Genomic DNA, 18855 nt, shown 5'->3' with positions numbered 1-18855 from the left:
GCCCATGAAGCTGGTAGCCGCAGCGGTAAGCTGGAAATCATACTGACATGGCAGGACAGAAACGATCTGGACCTGCATGTCATTCCGCCCAGTGGAGAGCGGATATACTTCAACCACCGCACCGCTGATGGGGGTTACCTTGATCTGGACGCCAATCAGGCCTTGCCCCGCCCGCCCCGAAAGGTCAACAATATTCTTGAACGCGCGGCTGAAGAAGCAGAGAATTTTTTCGGCCAGAAAATTACCGCCCCGGTCAATGGAACGGAAATGATTCCACGCCTGACCGATCATCCCGTTGAACACGTGACATGGGAAAATGCCCCGCCTGCCGGCCACTATACGGTGCAGGTCAACCCTTACGCCATGCCGTATTCAGCATTATCCCCCTACCGCGTCTCAATATTTTACAACGGCAAGGAGCTGATTTCACGCACAGGAACTGCCGCGGCGGGTCATACGATACAGACCACCCCGGTCGAGACGACGATTGCAGAATTCAATATTCCGGGTTGACCCCCATCGTGAGATGAAAATTTGCCACCTTTCCGAGAGAAGCAGATGCCTACATCCGTGAAATACTCTTCTTCTCCCCGGCTGTACCATGCCCCCGCCCTGCTATCCACCGCACTGGCAGGCAGCGGACTGGGATTGCTGATGGTCACGATCATCGGCCACGCGGCGCTGAGTCCCCCTGCATGCGCCGTTACGCCCCCGCCCCGGCAATTGGCCCAACCCGTAGCCATCTTCGAGGCGCTGCCCCAGACATCTACTCCCATGGATTTCCTGATTGAACGTCCCGACGGTTCGCGTATCGTCGGGACCCAGGGAAGCGCGCCTCTTCTGGGTTACAGCGAGCTTCTCGGCCACAGCACGACGATCTTCCTGCCGGACTGGCTACCTGGCCAACCCTATCGTCCCAATGACCTCCGGCTCTCGGGCGGGATGGCGGGGGGAAAACCCGCACTCAACATGGCGGGGCGCTACCAGGTCAGGGTTGGCATTTATGGTCGGGGAGACCAGCCAGTATCGTATTCTTACACAGTAACCTGCCTGGTAGCCGCCTGTAACGGTGTAGTCCTGTATGCAAAAAGCGGTACGGTCGCGGCAGGGCCACCCCAGGAAGCAGGATTTTTTGTGCTTCCCTCCCTCCCGCCGCAGACCGATCCCGCAGACGAAGGTGGGCCGAAAAAGGGGAAGAGTTGACACTATCCAAAGTGGAAACTACTCCATTTACCAGCATTTCCTTAAGGTGTTGGGTTCTGTATACCGGTTCCGTCTACCTCTTCCCATGGCAGAACTACTCCACCAGACAAGCTGCCGGAGATTATTAAATTGAATGAAACCATTTCGCTCGTTCCCGGCAGTCTTATACAATTCCACACCATCCCCCTTGATGCAGGGAAGTTCAAATCGGCACTGAGTGAGTGCAACTTCTGGGTTTGCCCTGACCAGGAAGAAAGTACCGAAGAGCGTAAAGTCACCAAACTCATTCCCCTGGAAAGAGCCGAGATAGACCGCCGGGAATTCTGGGTATGGCATGAGCCTGCCAAGGGAAAACCAGGCCAGAATGAACGGAAAACAGCCCCCTGCAGGGGAGGCATCCCATCCGGCCAGATCATAACGGTTTCGCACAAGGAAATTCTGGAAACACTTCCTGACCAGTGGATTCCCCTGCCATGGCTCGCCCATTGGGAAAATGACGGGCGCACCGAATTTCACAACTATCCTTCCAACTGGGTGCGTGGATGCTTGCGGGTAAACGACAGCAACACGGATTATTGCCTCGAACTGGCTTTTGACACCGATATTGACCTGACCGAATCATCTGGCGCTTCGCGCAGTGAAGAAGGGCGCATGATGCCCACCCTCACTGATGTCCGTGACGATGTAGCCTTCGGGATGCCCGATGATCCCGGCACACTCCGTAACTGGCTGACGGAAAATTTCTGGGTCAGGGAGTGGATGGGAGAACTGACCCGGATTGCACACAGCCGCAGGAAGCAAAATGCATACCAGCCCGATCTGACTGATGAGGAACAGGAAAAAAAGAAATTTGAACCTGATGTTATCTGGCTTGCTTTTGCACAGGCTCTTTCCCGGGTCATTAGCCTGCCCAAAGTCAGATTTATCAAGCTCGACAGATCGCCACCCATTGAAGTTGATCTCGTACTGGACCTAGGGAATTTCCGCTCCTGTGGCGTAATGATCGAACAGATGCCAGACAACGCCACCATTGGCAGCAACGGTCTTGAAAACTGCAGTCTTCTGGAATTGCGGGATCTGGCTCGCCCATCATGCAACTACAAGGGTATTTTTCCCAGCCGGGTGGAGTTTGGAAAAGCTTCTTTCGGCCTTGACCATCGTTCACGTGGGTCGGGGCGGTCAGCAGCCTTTTACTGGCCGGGACAGGTGCGCGTGGGCCAGCAGGCTGAACGCATGCTGACCAGTAAACGCGGCACGGAAGGAGGCTCCGGGCTGGCCACGCCCAAACGTTACCTGTGGTCGCGTGAACCGTGGATGAATGGCTGGTATTTCAACACGACAGACGATTGCAACACGCCACCGGACGAACAGCCGGTAACAGGCCGCTTCCGCAAGCCGCTCAGGGAAATTCTCACCGAACCCGATACATTGGCTGAAAGCTGGGATATTGACGACCTGCCCCATGTCCTGAGCTACGATCACGACGATTTTGAAGAGAAAGGCGCCAAATCGGCGGGGCAATGCATTCTCTCCCGCAGCCAGCTTTTCGTGCTCATGGTTGAGGAACTTGTCCTGCATGCCATACGCTTCATGAATGACCCGAACCAGCGGGCAAAACGCGGTCTGGAAGGTACGGCCCGTCATCTACGCTCGGTGGTCCTTACGGTGCCGCCAGGCATGGCGCTGGCCGAGCGTCGGATTCTCCTTGAACGTATCAAGACAGGCATCTGCTTTGCCTGGCAGCAGGCCGGGCAGAACAGGCTGTGGAAAGAGGCCGGCTGGAAGAAAAACGCACCCGCGTCCATACATGACCTGTGCAGTTCTCCAAAAGTCGAGTGTGACCTGGATGAGGCAACGGCAACACAGCTTGTGTGGCTGGAAAATGAAATTGTCAGCCGTCTGGGTGGTAACGTAAAGGAGTTCTTTCAACTTTATGGGTATCCGCGTGAAACCACGGATACCCAGACAAGCCGCACCACGAAAAAAGATACCATTCGTATTGCCAGCCTGGACATTGGCGGCGGCACAACGGATATGATGGTGGCCACCTATGCCCGCGAGGAAAGCGATGCACTGACCCCCACGCAGAACTTCCGTGAAAGCTTCCAGCTTGCGGGAGACAACCTTCTGGAAAAAGTAACGGCGGACATTGTTCTCAAGCAGGCCATCGCACCAGCCCTGGCGCGTGCTGGCGTACCAGAGCCCGACATCCTCCTGCGTACCCTGTTCAGGACCAGTTGTGAAGATGTACGGGATGAGGCCGTACGCCATCTGCTTGTTTCCATCCTTCTTGAACCGGCGGGCCTGAAGGTGCTGGAACTCTATGAAGATATTGCGCCTTATGAGACGGGCATTATAGGCCACTTTACACTGCGCCAGACGGAAAGTCTTCCCGTCTCCGCCACGTATGACATGCAATGGACCCGCTGCGCGGATTTCCTGCGCAAAATCCTGCGTAAACATTATGCGGATTTTTCGGCCATGCCTGCGACCGGGATGGAAAACTTCCTTAATCCTCCATCAATACCGACTGGAAATGATACGGAAAAACAGCCAGAGGCATTTGATCTGCGCGATATCACTGTCACGGTTGATACACTGGAAGTGGAAAAGTGCATCCAGAGCACCCTGGGCGAGACCCTGAAGCAATTCTCGGCTGCCATTCGCGCCTATGGGTGTGACGTAATGCTGCTTTCCGGTCGCCCTTCAAAGCTCCGCCATGTGAGTGATATCATTACGGGCCAGTTTCCTGTAATGCCCCAACGTATCATTCGCATGCATGACTATACCATCAGCCCTTCCTATCCCTTCTCCGATGCGCGCCAGAAGATCAGCGACCCGAAAACCACCGTGGTCTCCGGAGCGGCCATCTGGAAACTAGCGGGCCAGAAGCGGCTTCTGAACTTCACGCTGCGCACGGAAGAACTGAAAATGAAATCCACGGTCAACTATATCGGGGTCATGCAGGCGCGTGCAGGCACCGTGGCCGAAGCACTGAATAACGAACCCCTTGATCTGGAAACCCCTTTCCCCCCCACTGCGGATGGGGAGCGGAAAGCAGTCATAGAACTCCCTAATTTCGAAAACGAAGTCCATCTGGGGTGGCGCCAGTTGCCCACGCCTTCATGGACGGCGACACCGCTCTATCGCATCAGATTCCGCGAAAATGGGTTGGAAACACTTAAACGCCGGGGGCTGTTCCCGCCCTATGTCCTCACTGTGGAGCAGGAGACGACCCGCCAGGTTGCGGATGATCTGGCGGCCCGAAATCCCCTGGATGCACTTGAACGGCGAAAAGCGGATAACCTGCGACAGGAGGATCTGGTCCTGCGCAAGCTGAGATCCTCCACGGGGGAAGAATATCAGGGCGATTTACGCGATATTCTGGAAATCCAGCTCATGACCACGCTTGAGCCAAAAGGGCATTGGCGGGACACAGGCTGTCTGGCTCTCGACTGATCGCTGGTACTATTCGAAAGAGAACAGGGATATAGAGTGTGAGTAGTCTTTCCGAAAAAGCCAACCATTTCAGGGATGCGACATTTCAGGCAACGGCGTGGCTCGAAGCAAATGGCCCTGAAGAAGCTGCCCGCGAGATGCGTGCCTGCGCACGCCAGGCACAGCGGTTGGCCCGCACCGCTGACCGCCCGCAGGCATTTGCCGTCTATGGGGCCTCCCAAGCCGGTAAATCCTATCTAATGGGGGAGCTTTCCGCACCTGAAAAGGGTGAATTCATGGTCACCTGGCCGGGAGAGAAGCCTGTTGGCTTTATCGGGGCGGATGGGCTGAACCCCCAGAACGAGGGAGAATCCTCCGGCCTCGTATCCCGCTTCACCACCCGCTCCCTGCCAGAATCATCCGACCCGTCCGCGCCAATACCAATACAGTTCCTGTCACCCGCTGATGTGGTGCTTATTATCGGCAATGCTTTTTTTTCTGATTTTGACCTCAAGGAAGACCATCAGGATCTTGAAAAAGAAATCATGCCGGCCCTGGCGCTTCTTGAACCGGATACGGAAGCCGGGCTTCTGGATATTAATGATATTGAAGAACTGGAGGAATATTTCCGTGAGAAATTTGCCTCAAATGCCCAGTTTGTGCCATTCAAACAACCTGATTACTGGGATTGGCTGAGAAAGAACGCACCCCGCCTTTCCCTTCGCGGTCTGGTTCAGGCCCTCTCCCCGCTGTGGAGAAAAAGCTCTTCGCTCACCAGTTATGTCCGTGAACTTCTGGGGGCTCTCGAACAGTTGGGGGCACCGGATGTTGCTTTCTGTGGCATTGATGCCCTGCTTCCTTCCTCGGACAGTATCCTTAATGTAGCCGTTCTCAGCAGTCCGGGCGGAAGACTGCGGGTGGTGACACCGGACGGCAAATCCACTTCCATCTCCCGCCCTGTAGGTGCCGCCCTGGTAGCGGAACTGAGTATTCCGCTCACGGAACCACGGTGGCAATTTCAGGCCAATACCGATCTTCTGGACTTTCCCGGGGCGCGGTCACGTGAAATCTATCGTGATCTCGAAGATGCGCGGGGAAAGGAAGGGCATCTTTTCCTGCGTGGCAAGGTAGATTATCTGTTCCAGCGCTATCAGGACAATATGGAAGTTACTGCCACGCTCCTATGTGTTGGTCCAAGCAATCAGGAAGTCAAAACCCTTCCGACCATGATCGAGGATTGGGTCGATCATACGATTGGCGCAACCCCCGCCGAGCGCCAGGCGAAGGATGATGCCCTGTTCTTCATCCTGACAAAATTCGATTCAAGTCTGGCTGAAGGAGATGGACACGCCCCGGATTCCACCTCGCGCTGGGACAGGCGTCTTGAAGCCTCCATGGTGAAACCCTTCGGGGATTCAGGGTGGCTCAAGACATGGAAACCGGGGCATTCCTTTGACAACACTTTCTGGTTGCGTGCTCCCCGCTTTGGAAGGGCCTACCGAAAGGATGCGGAAGGCCTGGAAATTCCAGGTGAATATGTGGAAAGCCTGGCTGGCCGCATTGATGCCATGCGCGCGGCGCATGCGCGCAGCGAGAAAGTGCGCAAGTATATCCATAATCCTGATGAAGCCTTTGACGCTGTCATGACCCCGAATGACGGCGGCATTACCTATCTGGTCCAGAAACTGCAACGTCTCAGCACCAACGGCACCAAGGAGATGCAGGTAAATGCAGCCCTTGACGGATGCCTTCTGAAGGCGCGTACGCTGGCCTCATCTTTCTATCATGATCCCTCCACGACGGATGAGGACAGAAAGGCCCGCGAGGAAGCAAAGGCATTCACCGTGCAATCGCTGCGTCCCATGCAGCAACAGGGGCGCTATGGACGTTTTCTGGAACGTCTTGTTCCCGATACTTCCGGTCTGGCCGCCGAATGGCGCTTATTCAACAGTGAAACCTCGGCAACGAAGGCTCCTGCCCAACAGAACCAGGATAAGGAGGCAACCTTTCTGGCCTCACTGTTTGGCGATGAAGAGTCGTCTCCTCCTGATCAGGTCATCCCCCCGGCCAATACCATGGGCGGGGACCGTTTCGACCGTTTTGCCGCCCGCATTCTCGATTACTGGCACACACAGACCCTCGATACCCTGCTGGCCGACAGCAAGGAAGGAAAAACGGAGCGGGCCTATTTTTCACTTTCTCCTGAAACGTTGAAGCCGTTTTTGCAACAACTCTGGCGATTGCGGGAAAAAGGTGCGTTTGCCGACCATCTGGCCGCTAAACTGCGAGAGCAGTGCAGTCATGAAAGTCCTCTCATCCAGCGCGGTGACAAGGCGGCTATCATCTGTGCCGAAATGCTGGGGCGTTTCGTCACCTGCATGGGCTTTCCGCTGCTGCCCGCTGGCGCGCCAGATGACGGACGCCCCAAAAATCCCCTGACGGCCCAACCCATATTTACCGCTCCCCCCGAACCCGGTCGCTACCCCGATATCCACGATGATCGTGACAGTGGGGAAGAGTGGCTAATGGAATGGTGCGTGGCGTTGATTGAACGGTTCAGGGAACTGGGGCCTTCCTTTGATCCTGTCGCCAATGAATCTCTGGGAAAAATTCTTGGCGAATATGCCCGGATAAGCACAACCCACCCATCCCGTCTGACGACCTTTTCTTCAAACACACAATGAGTGACGCATGAGTTCCTTAATTACAGCAACCGCAACTCCGGAAGGCGTCACCCTCTCTTTCCCCACCAATGGGCCCCCTCCCCCTTCGCCCGTTACCCTTACGATTGACGGCAAGCCCTTTGAAGGCTGTCGAACATGGAAACAGGGGGACCACGTATCGGTTCATGTAGCCCGTGAACAGGCGCTGACGATCGATGCCGGAACGGAAGTGGAAGTCAGCGCAGCCGGGCTGGAGGGGCAGGTTGAATGGCCCAGACTGCCAGCCTTCATCAATACCGGGGCTGACCGTATCGGCGTGACAGGGGATGACGCCCCCCAGACCCCAGGGCGTCTCAAGGGGGCACTTCCCGATACAGATAAACTGACCTTGCCGCCCAAAGCACCCCCTGTACCCCCATCATCACAACAGGCTCCCCCCTCCTCGCCCCCCCCAACCGAGCCATCCAGGAAACCGACGCGTCCCCAGGGGCTACCGTCATCTGGCCCCTCCCGATCTTTTTCAGTATTTCAGGGAAGGAAGAAGTCATTCGTGATTTCCGCAGTGGTCGGGGGGCTTGTGCTTCTGGCACTGATCGTGATGCTGATATGGCGTTTCGTATTCCCGAGCCCACATATCCCGATTCCAGCGACCCACACTGCCCCGCATGAGCTATCTGATGTATCCCTGCCCGCCAGCACGCAGCATGCTGCCAGCAATATGCCCGCATCCGCCGCCATCGGTTCGGGCAATGCGGGAAAGAGCGCAATCAGTCTTGCCACCCTTTCCCTGCCAGAGGTGGTACGGCAGGCTCCGGACGCGCCTGCCATTGGCGCGGAAGGAGAGCGGCGTCTTGCCAGCGGGAAACCCGATGACGGCCTGCGCCTGATGGAAGCGGCTGCTGACCGGGGGGATACGCAGTCCATGGAAAATCTTGGCCGCCTGTACGACCCTGCTTACTTCAAGGCTGGCGGCCCCATCCCGGCTGCGGATGAACAGGAGGCGGCACGCTATTACCAGCAGGCGGCCAAGGCAGGTGACACGTCCATCAATGCTGACCGGGCCAGGCTTCAGGCCAGCCTGAAGCAGCGTGCGGATGATGGCGACAGTGATGCCGCCCTAACTCTGGAAAGCTATTTTAAATGAGCATTGGACCCATGCGGCTGCTTAATTTCGCGGCTACTGCCCTGGTCAGCATTTCCTTCATGGGAAGCGCCCTGGCTACGCCGCTCCTTATTCCAGGCAAGAAGCATCTCTACCAGCAGGTTCTCACGCGGCCCAACGCAGCATTACTGCCCGATGCGCGGGCGACTGGTGGCACGGAAGTGGCGGGTTTTACGCCCTATTATGTTTTTGCCCGGCAGGATGGGAAGATTCAGGTCGGCCCGGACGTGCAGGGAACACCCTCCGGCTGGATGAATGAAAACCAGACCATGCCGTGGACCCATACATTGATAGGTATCTTCACCAATCCGGCGGGCCGAAGCCGGGCCATGTTCTTCAGGGATGCGCAGGACGAACAGCACCTGCTGGCTGCCACGGATCCGGCGGAACAGGCAAAAACGCTTCTTACCCATGTTCAGGAGGGGCATCCCGGCCCCGTTCTGGCGATGGAGCCTGAAGACTACATCAATTTCCAGAAACAGCCTTACTTCATGCCTATTCTGGAAGCCCGCTCCGCACATGAGGATGGGGAAGGTCCGATCATGATAAAGGTGGCGTCCGGCACCATGACGGACAAGGCCTCCAAGGGGCAGATCCCTCCGTCCTCCAGGCCATTCCGGGGGGGACTGGTGTTCCTTATTGATACCACCCAGAGCATGCAGCCCTATATCGACCAGACCCACGCGGCAATCAGCCAGATCGTAAATACGGTGGGCCACAGCGATGTCGCCAAGGATTTCCGCTTCGGGCTGGTCGCCTATCGTGACAGCCTCAAGGATTCACAGAAACTCGAATACGCGACGAAGATGTACGCCAGGCCGGACTTTTCACAGCCGCTGGACAGCATTCTTCCCGCCATCAGCGCAATGCATGATGCCAGCGTTTCCTCTGCCAGTTTCGATGAAGATTCCATTGCAGGCATCAAGACAGCGCTGGATGATATTGAGTGGAAGGATCTGAGCGGCAGGTACATCGTTCTCATTACCGATGCCGGAGCGCGAGGAGGCAGTGATCCCAACAGCATCACCGGCCTGGATATTCCCGAGATCCGCCAGCTTGTGGAAGACAGGGGGATTGCGCTTTTTGTCATTCATCTCCTGACGCCTGCCGCGGTCAGCACACATGATACTTCCAAGGCGCACGCCCAGTACATCCAACTCTCGAAGTTCAACGGCACATCCCTTTATTACGGGGTTAAGGGCGGCACACCAGAAGCCTTCCGGACCCAGGTGCAATCCCTATCGGAACAGCTTCTGCACACCATCAGCGATACAGCCGGGAACAAGGATGATGACTCGTCACAGCCCGCGGAAGATGACAAGGTCAAGCTTGTCAGCCTGGCCATGAAACTGGCGTGGCTTGGTGACCAGAATGGCACGCATGCGCCTGTAATGCTGGAGGGCTATACGACCAGCACTGACCCTGTAGGTGGCAAAAAAGCCATCCAGATCAATGTGCTTCTTACTCGCGACCAGCTTTCATCCCTTGCGCAGTCCCTACAGCGGATTCTGGAGGCCGGTGAGCAAAGCAAACTTGCTCCCCAGGAGTTCTTCCAGAAGCTACAGACCGTGTTTGCCGCTTCCACACGTGACCCGAATGCCATGGACATGGCACATCTTGACCGTATCGGCCCGCTTTTAGGGGAATATCTGGATGGGCTTCCCTACCGTTCCGAACTTGCCCAACTGACCCCGGCGGAATGGATGTCCATGAGTGCTGGCCAGCAGGATGCGATTCTGATCAATATCCGCCACCGGCTCCAGCTTTACAGGAATTTCGAAGAAAACAGTGACGGCTGGACAAATCTTCCGGGCCGTACGTCAGAGGGAGAAAAAGTGCATCCCGTCCCGCTCGATAAGCTGCCCTGATCTCCAGCAGGACCATTCCTTCATGAAGCTTTGTTCCGATCGTGCCGCCCTGGCAATCTGGCTTACCTGGCGCGACCTGGCGGCTGAAAAAACCATGGCCTTCTGCCTGCTGGCGGGGATGACTGCCACATTGGTTCCCCTGCTCCTTCTGGCTGGGTTGCGGGCCGGTATGGTCGAGAACATGCGACACAGTCTGCTGGCGGATCCCCACATGCGGGAAGTGGCAAGTGCATCCAACCGTCCCTTCAGCAGCCTGTGGCTGGAGCAGATGAAACAGCGCCGGGACGTAATGTTTCTCATCCCCCGCACCCGTACTCTTGCTGCCAGCGTGCGCATTACCCCTCCGGGGGGCGATATGTTCAGTAGTGAAGACGCCGAGCTTATGGGAACAGCTGTCGGGGATCCCCTACCTGGCCAGGCGGCCATACAGGCTGAATTTGCGTATTCTTCTTTTTCTGCCGATCTTACGGCACCTGTCCCCGCTATTTTTTCCTCTGTTCTTGCGGCCCATCTCCACGCCCATATCGGCGAGACACTGACCATGAGCGTTACACGGCTGGGACAGGGCCTCCATAACGCGGAAGTCCCGATCGTGGTACGTGCCATCTCGCCGCGTGAGACCACTGACCGGACGGTAGCCTTTGTCCCCTTGGGCGTCGCTCAGGGAATCGAGGATTTTCGTGAAGAGACTTCGTCCCCTTCATGGACACAGGCTCTCCGGCAGGGTGAAGAAGAAGCCAGCCAATTTCTGGATATTCACCAGACTGTCCACCAGCACCCTGTGAACAGCAACCCCATGCCAGGAGAAAGCAGTTGGCCGGGCTTCAGGCTTTATGCCTCCAGCCTGGAGGCAGTGCAGCAACTTGACGCCGCGTTGCTGGCCCAACGTATCAATGTCACTGATGAAGCCGGACGGGTGGGTGAAGTCCTGCGTCTTGATAAACAGACAAGACTGCTCCTGATGCTGCTGGCAGGTCTGAGCGTCAGTGGTTTTCTTATAACTCTGGGTACGGGCGTCTGGGCTTCAGTCGAACGCAAACGCCTGGAACTGGCGACAATGCGTTTTCTTGGCACACCACACCCGGAATTGCTGCCCATCGTGCAAGCGGAATTCCTGGCCTTCTGCTCCGTCACATTGGCCCTGACAATCGCCCGGATCAGTGCATTGATTCTGAATCATCTATTTGACGGCACACTTCCCAATCATGCTCCCGTCTGTCTCATTTCATGGAAGCTATGCTTGGCCGCGACCGCACTGACTGCCTTCGGCGCGTTGGTAGTTGCCAGTGCCGCAGCGTGGAAAACCAGCCATATTCAGCCTTGGGACGGTGTATGCGCCCCCTGAATTATATTTGGACGCCCAATCAGTGAGATTGATATTTATGCATCTATCTTTTGGCCTTCTTGCAACCATAATCTTGGGCGGCAGTGCATTTGCCGCTTCCAGCCCGCCAGCAGGCTGGCCAGAGAAGTTTATAGACCCGCATCATACCCCTGACGATCTGGCCCTCCCGATGCCCTGCGGAGGGGAAATGGTGTTCCGAGCAGTGGAGGTTCCCGCAGGGAGCGGCTTTCTGGCCGATGCTGAAATCAAGACTGGCCGGGCGTTGGACCAGAAGAGTGATGCCGACAAGGCATATAACGAATTCCTTGAAAACAATCATCTGGCTGGGGCGTTCAGGGGGGCTACCGAGCAGATACAGCGTTATTATATTGCCAAGTATGACGTAACCCAGAACCAGTACGATGCTGTCATGAAGGGAACATGCGCGACGCCTACCCCCCTCGGTCAGCTCCCACAAACCCGTATCTCCTTTGGGGAAGCGCAGGACTTCACGGTACGCTGGTCGAGCTGGCTACTGAAAAACGCCTCTTCCACCCTGCCGGCACGTAGTGGAAAACCCGGCTTCATCCGCCTGCCTACCGATGCTGAATGGTCCTATGCCGCCAAGGGCGGCAGCCTGAACCATCACCCCGAGGAACCCATGTGGGATATGGGCGATGATGGTGCGGAAGAATATGTTGTCGGCGGCGCTGAAGAAGGTGGCAGAGCCCTGCCGGTGGGCAGCAGAAAACCCAACCCCCTTGGTCTTTATGATATGGTCGGAAACGTCAGCCAGATGGTCCTTGATCCCTATCGTCTCAATCGTCTTGATGGTCGGCAGGGTCTCAGTGGGGGTATTCAGGCACGTGGGGGAGATTTTCATTCCAGTCCCGATGAAATCTCCACAGCCTCCCGCTATGAAATGGCTCCTTTTGATCCAGTTAGTGGTGAGCCTTCCCGACAGCCCACGGTCGGGTTCCGGGTCGTCATTGGTGCCAATGCCCTGGAAACCGAAAGAGATACCCATGCTGCCGCCCAAGCATTCGCCGAACTGAGCAACAGAGGTACCGCCCTTGAAATGGGAAGTACGGAGAATGCCCAGCAGATTGAAAAACTGCGGCAGGATGCTGGACAGGCCCAGGTTCTGAAACAGGAAATCACCACGCTTCAAAATCAGCTCAATCAGGCCGGGGTAACAAACAGTGAAACCAAGGCCCAGCTTGAGCACCTGCAGCAGGCAGCCAGTAATATGGCTGCCCTACAGAAACAGGTTGCATCCATTCAGACTAAACTGGCGCAAGCTGGCCTTGAACGGGTGGCGGCACAGAAACGCCAGCTGGCCGCCCAGCTCGACGCGGTGGAAACACTCAGTCAGGTTCTGGCGCAAGACGATGCCCTCATAAAGGCTACCGACGCGAGCATAACCAATACACGTGTCGCTGAGCAGGCAGAGTTGGAAGAAACGTCGCCAGATGACCAAAACGGCGTTAAAACAAAATGGGAAAATCAGATTGCGGGCCTGGAAAAAGGGATTTCTTACCGCAAGGCTGTGCTCATGCGTGACGAAAATACGTATATCACGCTGGTCAACGCCCTGGCCGACCCAAGCAATGCGGAAGTACTGCCGGAAGTTCGTCAGCTCAAGGAACAGGCTCTCAAGAATCAGTTTCAGGCAGATACACCCGAAGAACGTACAGCCAAAGGGCGGCATCTGGAGTATTTGAGCATTATGAATGCCAACATCCAGCAGGCCTCCAACAAGGCGCCTATCGACCCTTGGAAAGACATTATCGAACCCCTGTCCTCAGCGGCTCATAAAACCTACTGAACAGCCCCGAGTTTACCGGAGAGTAAAACTCTCGGAGGATAAGCCCCATGGACAGACCCGGCATCATGCGCTGATTGATCTGGCGCTATTCCGGGTTCCAGTCTTCTCCGCTTCCGCGCTGATCATGTTCATGGTGAACGGGGTTTCGTTTGCGGGGCAGATGCTCCTGCCTGTCTGGCTTATCCATGCATGTGGCATATTGGCGGAACGGACAGGCTGGTTCATGGCGCCGCTGGGCGTGGGCATGATGTGTACATATCCGCTGACGGGATGCCTGACGGACCGCTTTGGTATCCGCAGACTGACCCGTTATGGCGCCATCTGCTCCGGGCTTCGCACCCTGATTCTGGCTGTGCTCGCCTGCACCGGTTTCAATACCTTCGTGCTTGCGACAGCCCTGTTCCTACGCGGAGGTGGAACCGGGGTCATCGGGATTCCGGCGCTGAGTGCGGGCTAGGCATCCGTAGCACCTGCGCAGATCTCCATGGCGACCGTCGCCCTCAATATTATGCAGCGTATTGGTCGTCCGACCCTGACCACGCTCTGTGCCACGTTACTGGGGTGGCGTCTGTCACAGATTTCTGCTTCTGGCGACGTTCCGGTTACCGAAGGGCATGTCACGGCCCCCTCCGCCATAATGGTCATCCTTCGGGGCGCGAACCAGCAATCAGAACATCAACGAGGCGTTTTGCACGCACCTCCCAGCCGGGGCCTGTCGCGTAGTTCGAGACGCCGCCGAGGGCGCACAGCAGATCTACCGGTTCGATGTCAGGCCGGATGTCACCGCTTTGTGTGGCACGGGCGACAAGCCCGTCGATCGCGGCGGTAAGAACGGTGCGGGAGTCCGCATAGATCGCATCCGTTCCGCCGATGAGGCTGTTCAGCGCGGGCGCGATTACCTGCTTGGTCGCGATGTAGTCCACGAACAGGTTCAGCCACGCACGCAGCGCCTCTACGGGCGTATGGGTCTCCGCCAGATGGGTGGCTGCCGCGGCGAGCCTGTTCAGCTCATCGCGATAGACTGCCTCGATCAGGGCGTCGCGATTGGCAAAATGCCGGTAAAGCGTGCCAATCCCCACGCCGGTACGCCGCGCAATCTCATCCAGGGGAATGTCGATTTCGCCTGATCCGAAGGCGGTCCTGGCCGTTTCCAGCAGGCGTTCGCGATTTTTACGTCCGTCGCTGCGTGGCCTGCGCCGGCGCGTCTGGTCCTCTTCCACGTCTTTCCCTCTTGTTAAGCGGAGGAATACTCCGTATATAAATAAGCGGAGCATGCTTCCACATAACTCCCTGGGCGCCCATTCCGCAAGGAATGGCGTTCCCTTCATGCTGGAGGCCTATCATGGCACAGACTATGACACAGCAGTTTGGCGCAACATCCACAACCGAGGATGTCCTGCGCAACGTTTCCCTTACCGGCAGGCGCGTCCTCGTGACCGGCGTTTCAGCAGGGCTTGGTGTTGAGACAGCCCGTGCGCTGGCCGCCCACGGGGCGACGGTTGTAGGAGCCGCACGCAATCTTGCCAAGGCAGAACACGCAACAGTACAGGTCCAGGCTGATGCGGAAAAAGGCGGCGGATCGCTTGAACTGCTTGAACTCGACCTCGCCGATCTTGCCAGCGTTCGCGCGGCTGCGGACCGCCTGAACGCGACCGGTAAACCGTTCGATCTGGTCATTGCCAATGCGGGCGTGATGGCCACCCCCTTCGGGCATACAAAGGATGGGTTCGAAACCCAGTTCGGCACCAATCATCTGGGGCATTTCGTGCTGGTCAACCGGATTGCCGGCCTGCTGCGGGCGGGCTCCCGTCTGGTCAATCTTTCCTCCGCCGGGCATCGCTTTTCGGATGTCGATCTTGCCGATCCGAACTTCGCACACACGGCGTATGACCCCTGGATTGCTTACGGCCGCTCAAAGACCGCCAATATCCTGTTCGCCGTTGCTTTCGATGCCCGGCACAGGGCGCAGGGCATACGGGCCACTGCTGTTCACCCCGGCGGGATCATGACGGAACTCGTGCGCCACCTGCCAAAGGGTGAACTGGAAAAAATGGTGGAGCAGCTCAATGCTCAGGCTGCCAGCGAAGGCAAGCCGCCATTCCAGTTCAAGACCATCCCCCAGGGGGCTGCGACCTCGGTATGGGCTGGCGTTGTCGCTGCCGCCGATGCGGTAGGCGGACATTATTGCGAGGACTGCCACGTCGCACCGGTCGTTCCCAACGACGCGCCCAAAGGACTGCTTGACGGGGGTGTGCGTGCCTATGCCGTCGATCCGGCACATGCCGAGGCATTGTGGGTAAAAAGCGAGGAAATGGTTGGAGAGCGGTTCGCGTAATAACGGCCGTTAGCATGCGAGCCTGATCTGAAAGTCATTCGCTATCTGCCAGATCAGGCCCCATTCGCGTAGACATAATCATGAAGTGACACCTGAAAAGCACAATCATGTACTGCTGGCGTCGCCCCCCTTTCGGTATCATTTTTCGGGTCCGCGCTCAGATCCTGCCCTTCAGCCGGATATCACCCGACGAGGCACCGACCAGGATCGGACGCGTTCCCGGAACCTGCCGCCATGCATGGTCATGCGTGGACCAGTACTGCAGGGCACGAGGCGTCACATGCAGTGTGATGTCGCGGCTTTCCCCGGCATCAAGATGCACCCTGTCGAAGGCAGCCAGGCTCCTTACGGCAAGATCGGCACCGGGCACGGGCGCCTTGGGGGCATCGATATAGACCTGAGGGACTTCGTCACCCGCAGATCCGCCGCTGTTCTTGACCCTGAAGCGGACATCAAGGCCGCCATCGGCACTGGTATCAACATGCAGGTGCGAATAGGCAAAACGGCTGTAGGACAGGCCATGCCCGAACGGGAATAGCGGCGTGCGACCAGATTTAAGGAAGGCGCGATAACCGATATTCACCCCTTCCGAGAACACGGTCTTTCCATCCTGTCCCGTGCCGGAACGCTCCTTGTGCATCGGATCCGTTGCCGGATAATCGCCTAACTGCCTGCCCCATGTAACGGGCAGGCGGCCAGCGGGATTGACCTGACCCGTCAGGACCCGGGCGGCGGCTACCCCGCCCCGGTCGCCAGACCACCACATCTCTACCACGGCCGGTGCCTTATCAAGCCAGGGCAGTGCCACGGGCTGGCTGGTATTCAGCATGATGACCGTATGGGGGTTGGCGGCCAGAACGGCTTTTGCAAGTTCATTCTGCTCCCCCGGTAGCTGGAATGGCGGCTGGCCCCGGCTCCACAGGAAAAGAACGACCTTGCGCGCATGCCGGGCAACATCAACCGCATGATTCCTGTCCGCCTGGCGTGTGGCCGGTGTTGCCCATGCCAGCCTCAGCCTTTCGAGGGTGCCGGAATCATCAGGTACGGCGTGAATGACAACCTTATGCCTGCCAGCGGTCAGCTTTACCGGCACACGCACATTATCCAGCCCGTCCGTGCCCGGCAGCAGATTATCCTGATTGGGTTCGACAATATCCCCATGCAGGCCGCCCTTCAGGGCATGGGTGCCGCCGATACGCGCGCCATCCACAAGAATATCGGCCCGCGCGCCCAGCACATGCAGGCACAGCCAGTATTCCCCTTCCTCGTCAATCTGGAGTTCACCGCTCCAGTCCATCGTGCTGCCTGCGGGCGCGGTGGTGCCCGTGGGCGCGGTCAGGGCGGAGAGTGGCGCCAGATGCGCCTTGCTCCCCGTGCCGTGCGGTATGGTGCTGATAACATGGTCCGCGGCAATGGCATGGCCATCCATGTCATCCGCGACGGCGGCCTGGATATGGGCCTTCTCCCCCCCGATCTGGCGCAGCGCGGCAAGGGGGCTGACCTGATGATCAAGTTCGCCCAGTGAGCGTTCATTGGGTTTGCCAACCGCAATAACCTGTGAGCCCCCCGGTCCGATGACCGCCAGGTCCGTCAGATCATCGGACGTGAGCGGCAGCGCATGATGGTCGTTCTTGAGCAGGACGGCGGAGGCCGCGCTGGTGCGTTCATTGATGTCGTCAATCTGCCCGGGCGTAAGGCGCGTGGTCACCCCCTGCCCCGTTGTGCCGGGCAACCGGCCGAACAGCGCCATTTCGTACAGGACGCGCCCTGCCGCGCGGTCGATTTCAACCTGCGTCACCACTCCATCATGCAGGGCGTCGTACAGGTTCCTGAACTGGTGATTGACGGGAAACAGCACATCCCACTTTACCGGCTCGGGCTGTGGTTCCTCGGGAATGGTTCCTTCAAAAATACGATGCATGGCATCGAAGTCGGGCGGCGGGACGTGGTGGGGGGGCGGCGTATTGTCATAATAGGCGGGAATAATGCCCGCAAAGGGATTGGTCGGGTTGAGACGCCCCGGCATTTCCATGTCCAGACCCGCTGTCAGGCCCAGATTGTCATGCACCGCCCCCCAGTCCGATACGACAAACCCCCGGAAGCCAAGCTCATCACGCAGCACATGGTCCATAAGTGTCCTGTTGGCACAGGCATAGGGTCCATTGATCATATTATAAGCGCACATGATCGACGCGACATGGGCGTTGATGGCGGCCTCGAACGGGGCAAGATAGATTTCGTGTAGCGGCTGTTCGTCTATAAAGACATGCTGGCCATCAGTATCATAGCCAATGAAATGCTTGGCGTCCGCCATGACGTTACGCGACTGGATGCCACGTATTTCAGCAGCTCCGATCATGGATGTCAGGGTCGGATCCTCGCCAAAGGTGTTATAGGCCCGGGAATAGGTAATATCCCGGTCTATATTGATGAAGGGCTGCAGGACAACATCAATGTTCAGTCGATTAGCTTCATCGGCAATCAACACGCCATTGTCAAATGCAAGCTTCGGATCAAATGTGGCCGCAACCCCCATGGTCGCGACTTCGGCGACCGACGGCTTGCTCAACAGCAGCCCCGGCGGTCCATCAGCCATGCGCAGTGCTGGTACATTCAGCCGTTTTACGCCCGGCAAATAGCCGGCTTCCCCGTCGTTACGCTCAGCGGGTTCTTCCGTTCCCCGGATAAGGTTGAGTTTTTCCTGCAGGGTCATCTGCTTCAGCAGGCTGGATGCGATACGGGTTGCCCTGGCATCCGCATCGCCCTCATCGGCGGCCCGGACAGGATGGAGGGGAGTACAGACCGACAGGGCAAGACAGCAGGCGCTGCCATATAGAAGTACTGTACTGCGTTTTTTCAGTATTCGGGCAAATCCATGGACTGCCCTGTCTGTCCAGCGCGACGAGAGGGCTGCAAAAATCTGGGTTGGCATGGCCATGTACCTGTCCCTTTTTAGTATTGTACCGTATACATACCTGTACCTGACCGGACTTTTCCGATCAGGCGCATGGTACCGTCCGTCCCGAAGGATTTC

General features: G+C 57.4%; 11 protein-coding genes and 1 pseudogene. 10 read left to right on the top strand and 2 right to left on the bottom strand.

The window, feature by feature from the left end:
* Positions 1-162 precede the first annotated feature (162 nt).
* From LDL28_RS01090 to LDL28_RS01050, 9 genes and pseudogenes are all read left to right on the top strand, one after another.
* A complete protein-coding gene (locus LDL28_RS01090; protein ID WP_233056810.1) occupies positions 163-513 on the top strand; it encodes a hypothetical protein in 351 nt (116 codons plus the stop codon).
* 45 nt (positions 514-558) lie between these two features.
* On the top strand, positions 559-1203 hold the full coding sequence (locus LDL28_RS01085) for a hypothetical protein (RefSeq protein ID WP_233056809.1): 645 nt from the start codon (positions 559-561) through the stop codon (positions 1201-1203).
* A gap of 60 nt (positions 1204-1263) precedes the next feature.
* A complete protein-coding gene (locus LDL28_RS01080; protein ID WP_370636356.1) occupies positions 1264-4662 on the top strand; it encodes a virulence factor SrfB in 3399 nt (1132 codons plus the stop codon).
* 38 nt (positions 4663-4700) lie between these two features.
* Entirely contained in the window at positions 4701-7325 is a 2625-nt protein-coding gene (locus LDL28_RS01075; RefSeq protein ID WP_233056807.1) for a virulence factor SrfC family protein, read from the top strand.
* A gap of 529 nt (positions 7326-7854) precedes the next feature.
* Complete coding sequence (locus tag LDL28_RS01070) at positions 7855-8448, top strand: hypothetical protein (RefSeq protein WP_233056806.1); 594 nt, start codon at positions 7855-7857, stop codon at positions 8446-8448.
* Complete coding sequence (locus LDL28_RS01065) at positions 8445-10334, top strand: VWA domain-containing protein (RefSeq protein WP_233056805.1); 1890 nt, start codon at positions 8445-8447, stop codon at positions 10332-10334. The genes LDL28_RS01070 and LDL28_RS01065 overlap by 4 nt, the downstream gene beginning before the upstream one ends.
* Positions 10335-10356: 22 nt before the next feature.
* Entirely contained in the window at positions 10357-11679 is a 1323-nt protein-coding gene (locus LDL28_RS01060) for a hypothetical protein (RefSeq protein WP_233056804.1), read from the top strand.
* A gap of 37 nt (positions 11680-11716) precedes the next feature.
* Positions 11717-13486 (top strand): SUMF1/EgtB/PvdO family nonheme iron enzyme, encoded by a 1770-nt coding sequence (locus tag LDL28_RS01055; protein WP_233056803.1) that lies wholly within the window; start codon positions 11717-11719, stop codon positions 13484-13486.
* Positions 13392-14075, top strand: a pseudogene (locus LDL28_RS01050) (MFS transporter); the annotation flags it as partial. The gene LDL28_RS01055 and the pseudogene LDL28_RS01050, both read left to right, overlap by 95 nt.
* A gap of 52 nt (positions 14076-14127) precedes the next feature.
* On the opposite strand, the gene LDL28_RS01045 reads toward LDL28_RS01050, so the two are convergent.
* Positions 14128-14706: a TetR/AcrR family transcriptional regulator gene (locus LDL28_RS01045; RefSeq protein ID WP_233056802.1), complete on the bottom strand. Its 579-nt coding sequence runs from the start codon at positions 14704-14706 to the stop codon at positions 14128-14130.
* A 134-nt stretch (positions 14707-14840) separates the two neighbouring features.
* Between LDL28_RS01045 and LDL28_RS01040 the strand changes: the two genes are divergently transcribed.
* Positions 14841-15821, top strand: coding sequence for an SDR family NAD(P)-dependent oxidoreductase (locus LDL28_RS01040; RefSeq protein ID WP_233059141.1), 981 nt, complete (start codon positions 14841-14843; stop codon positions 15819-15821).
* Between the two features lie 157 nt (positions 15822-15978).
* Here LDL28_RS01040 and LDL28_RS01035 read toward each other — a convergent pair whose 3' ends face one another.
* Complete coding sequence (locus LDL28_RS01035) at positions 15979-18759, bottom strand: beta-glucosidase (RefSeq protein ID WP_233056801.1); 2781 nt, start codon at positions 18757-18759, stop codon at positions 15979-15981.
* Positions 18760-18855: the final 96 nt, after the last annotated feature.

It is taken from the genome of Komagataeibacter sp. FNDCR2, assembly GCF_021295395.1.
Lineage (GTDB): Bacteria > Pseudomonadota > Alphaproteobacteria > Acetobacterales > Acetobacteraceae > Komagataeibacter.
Note: the sequence above shows the minus strand (reverse complement) of the source record. Positions and strands in the feature narration are given on the sequence as shown.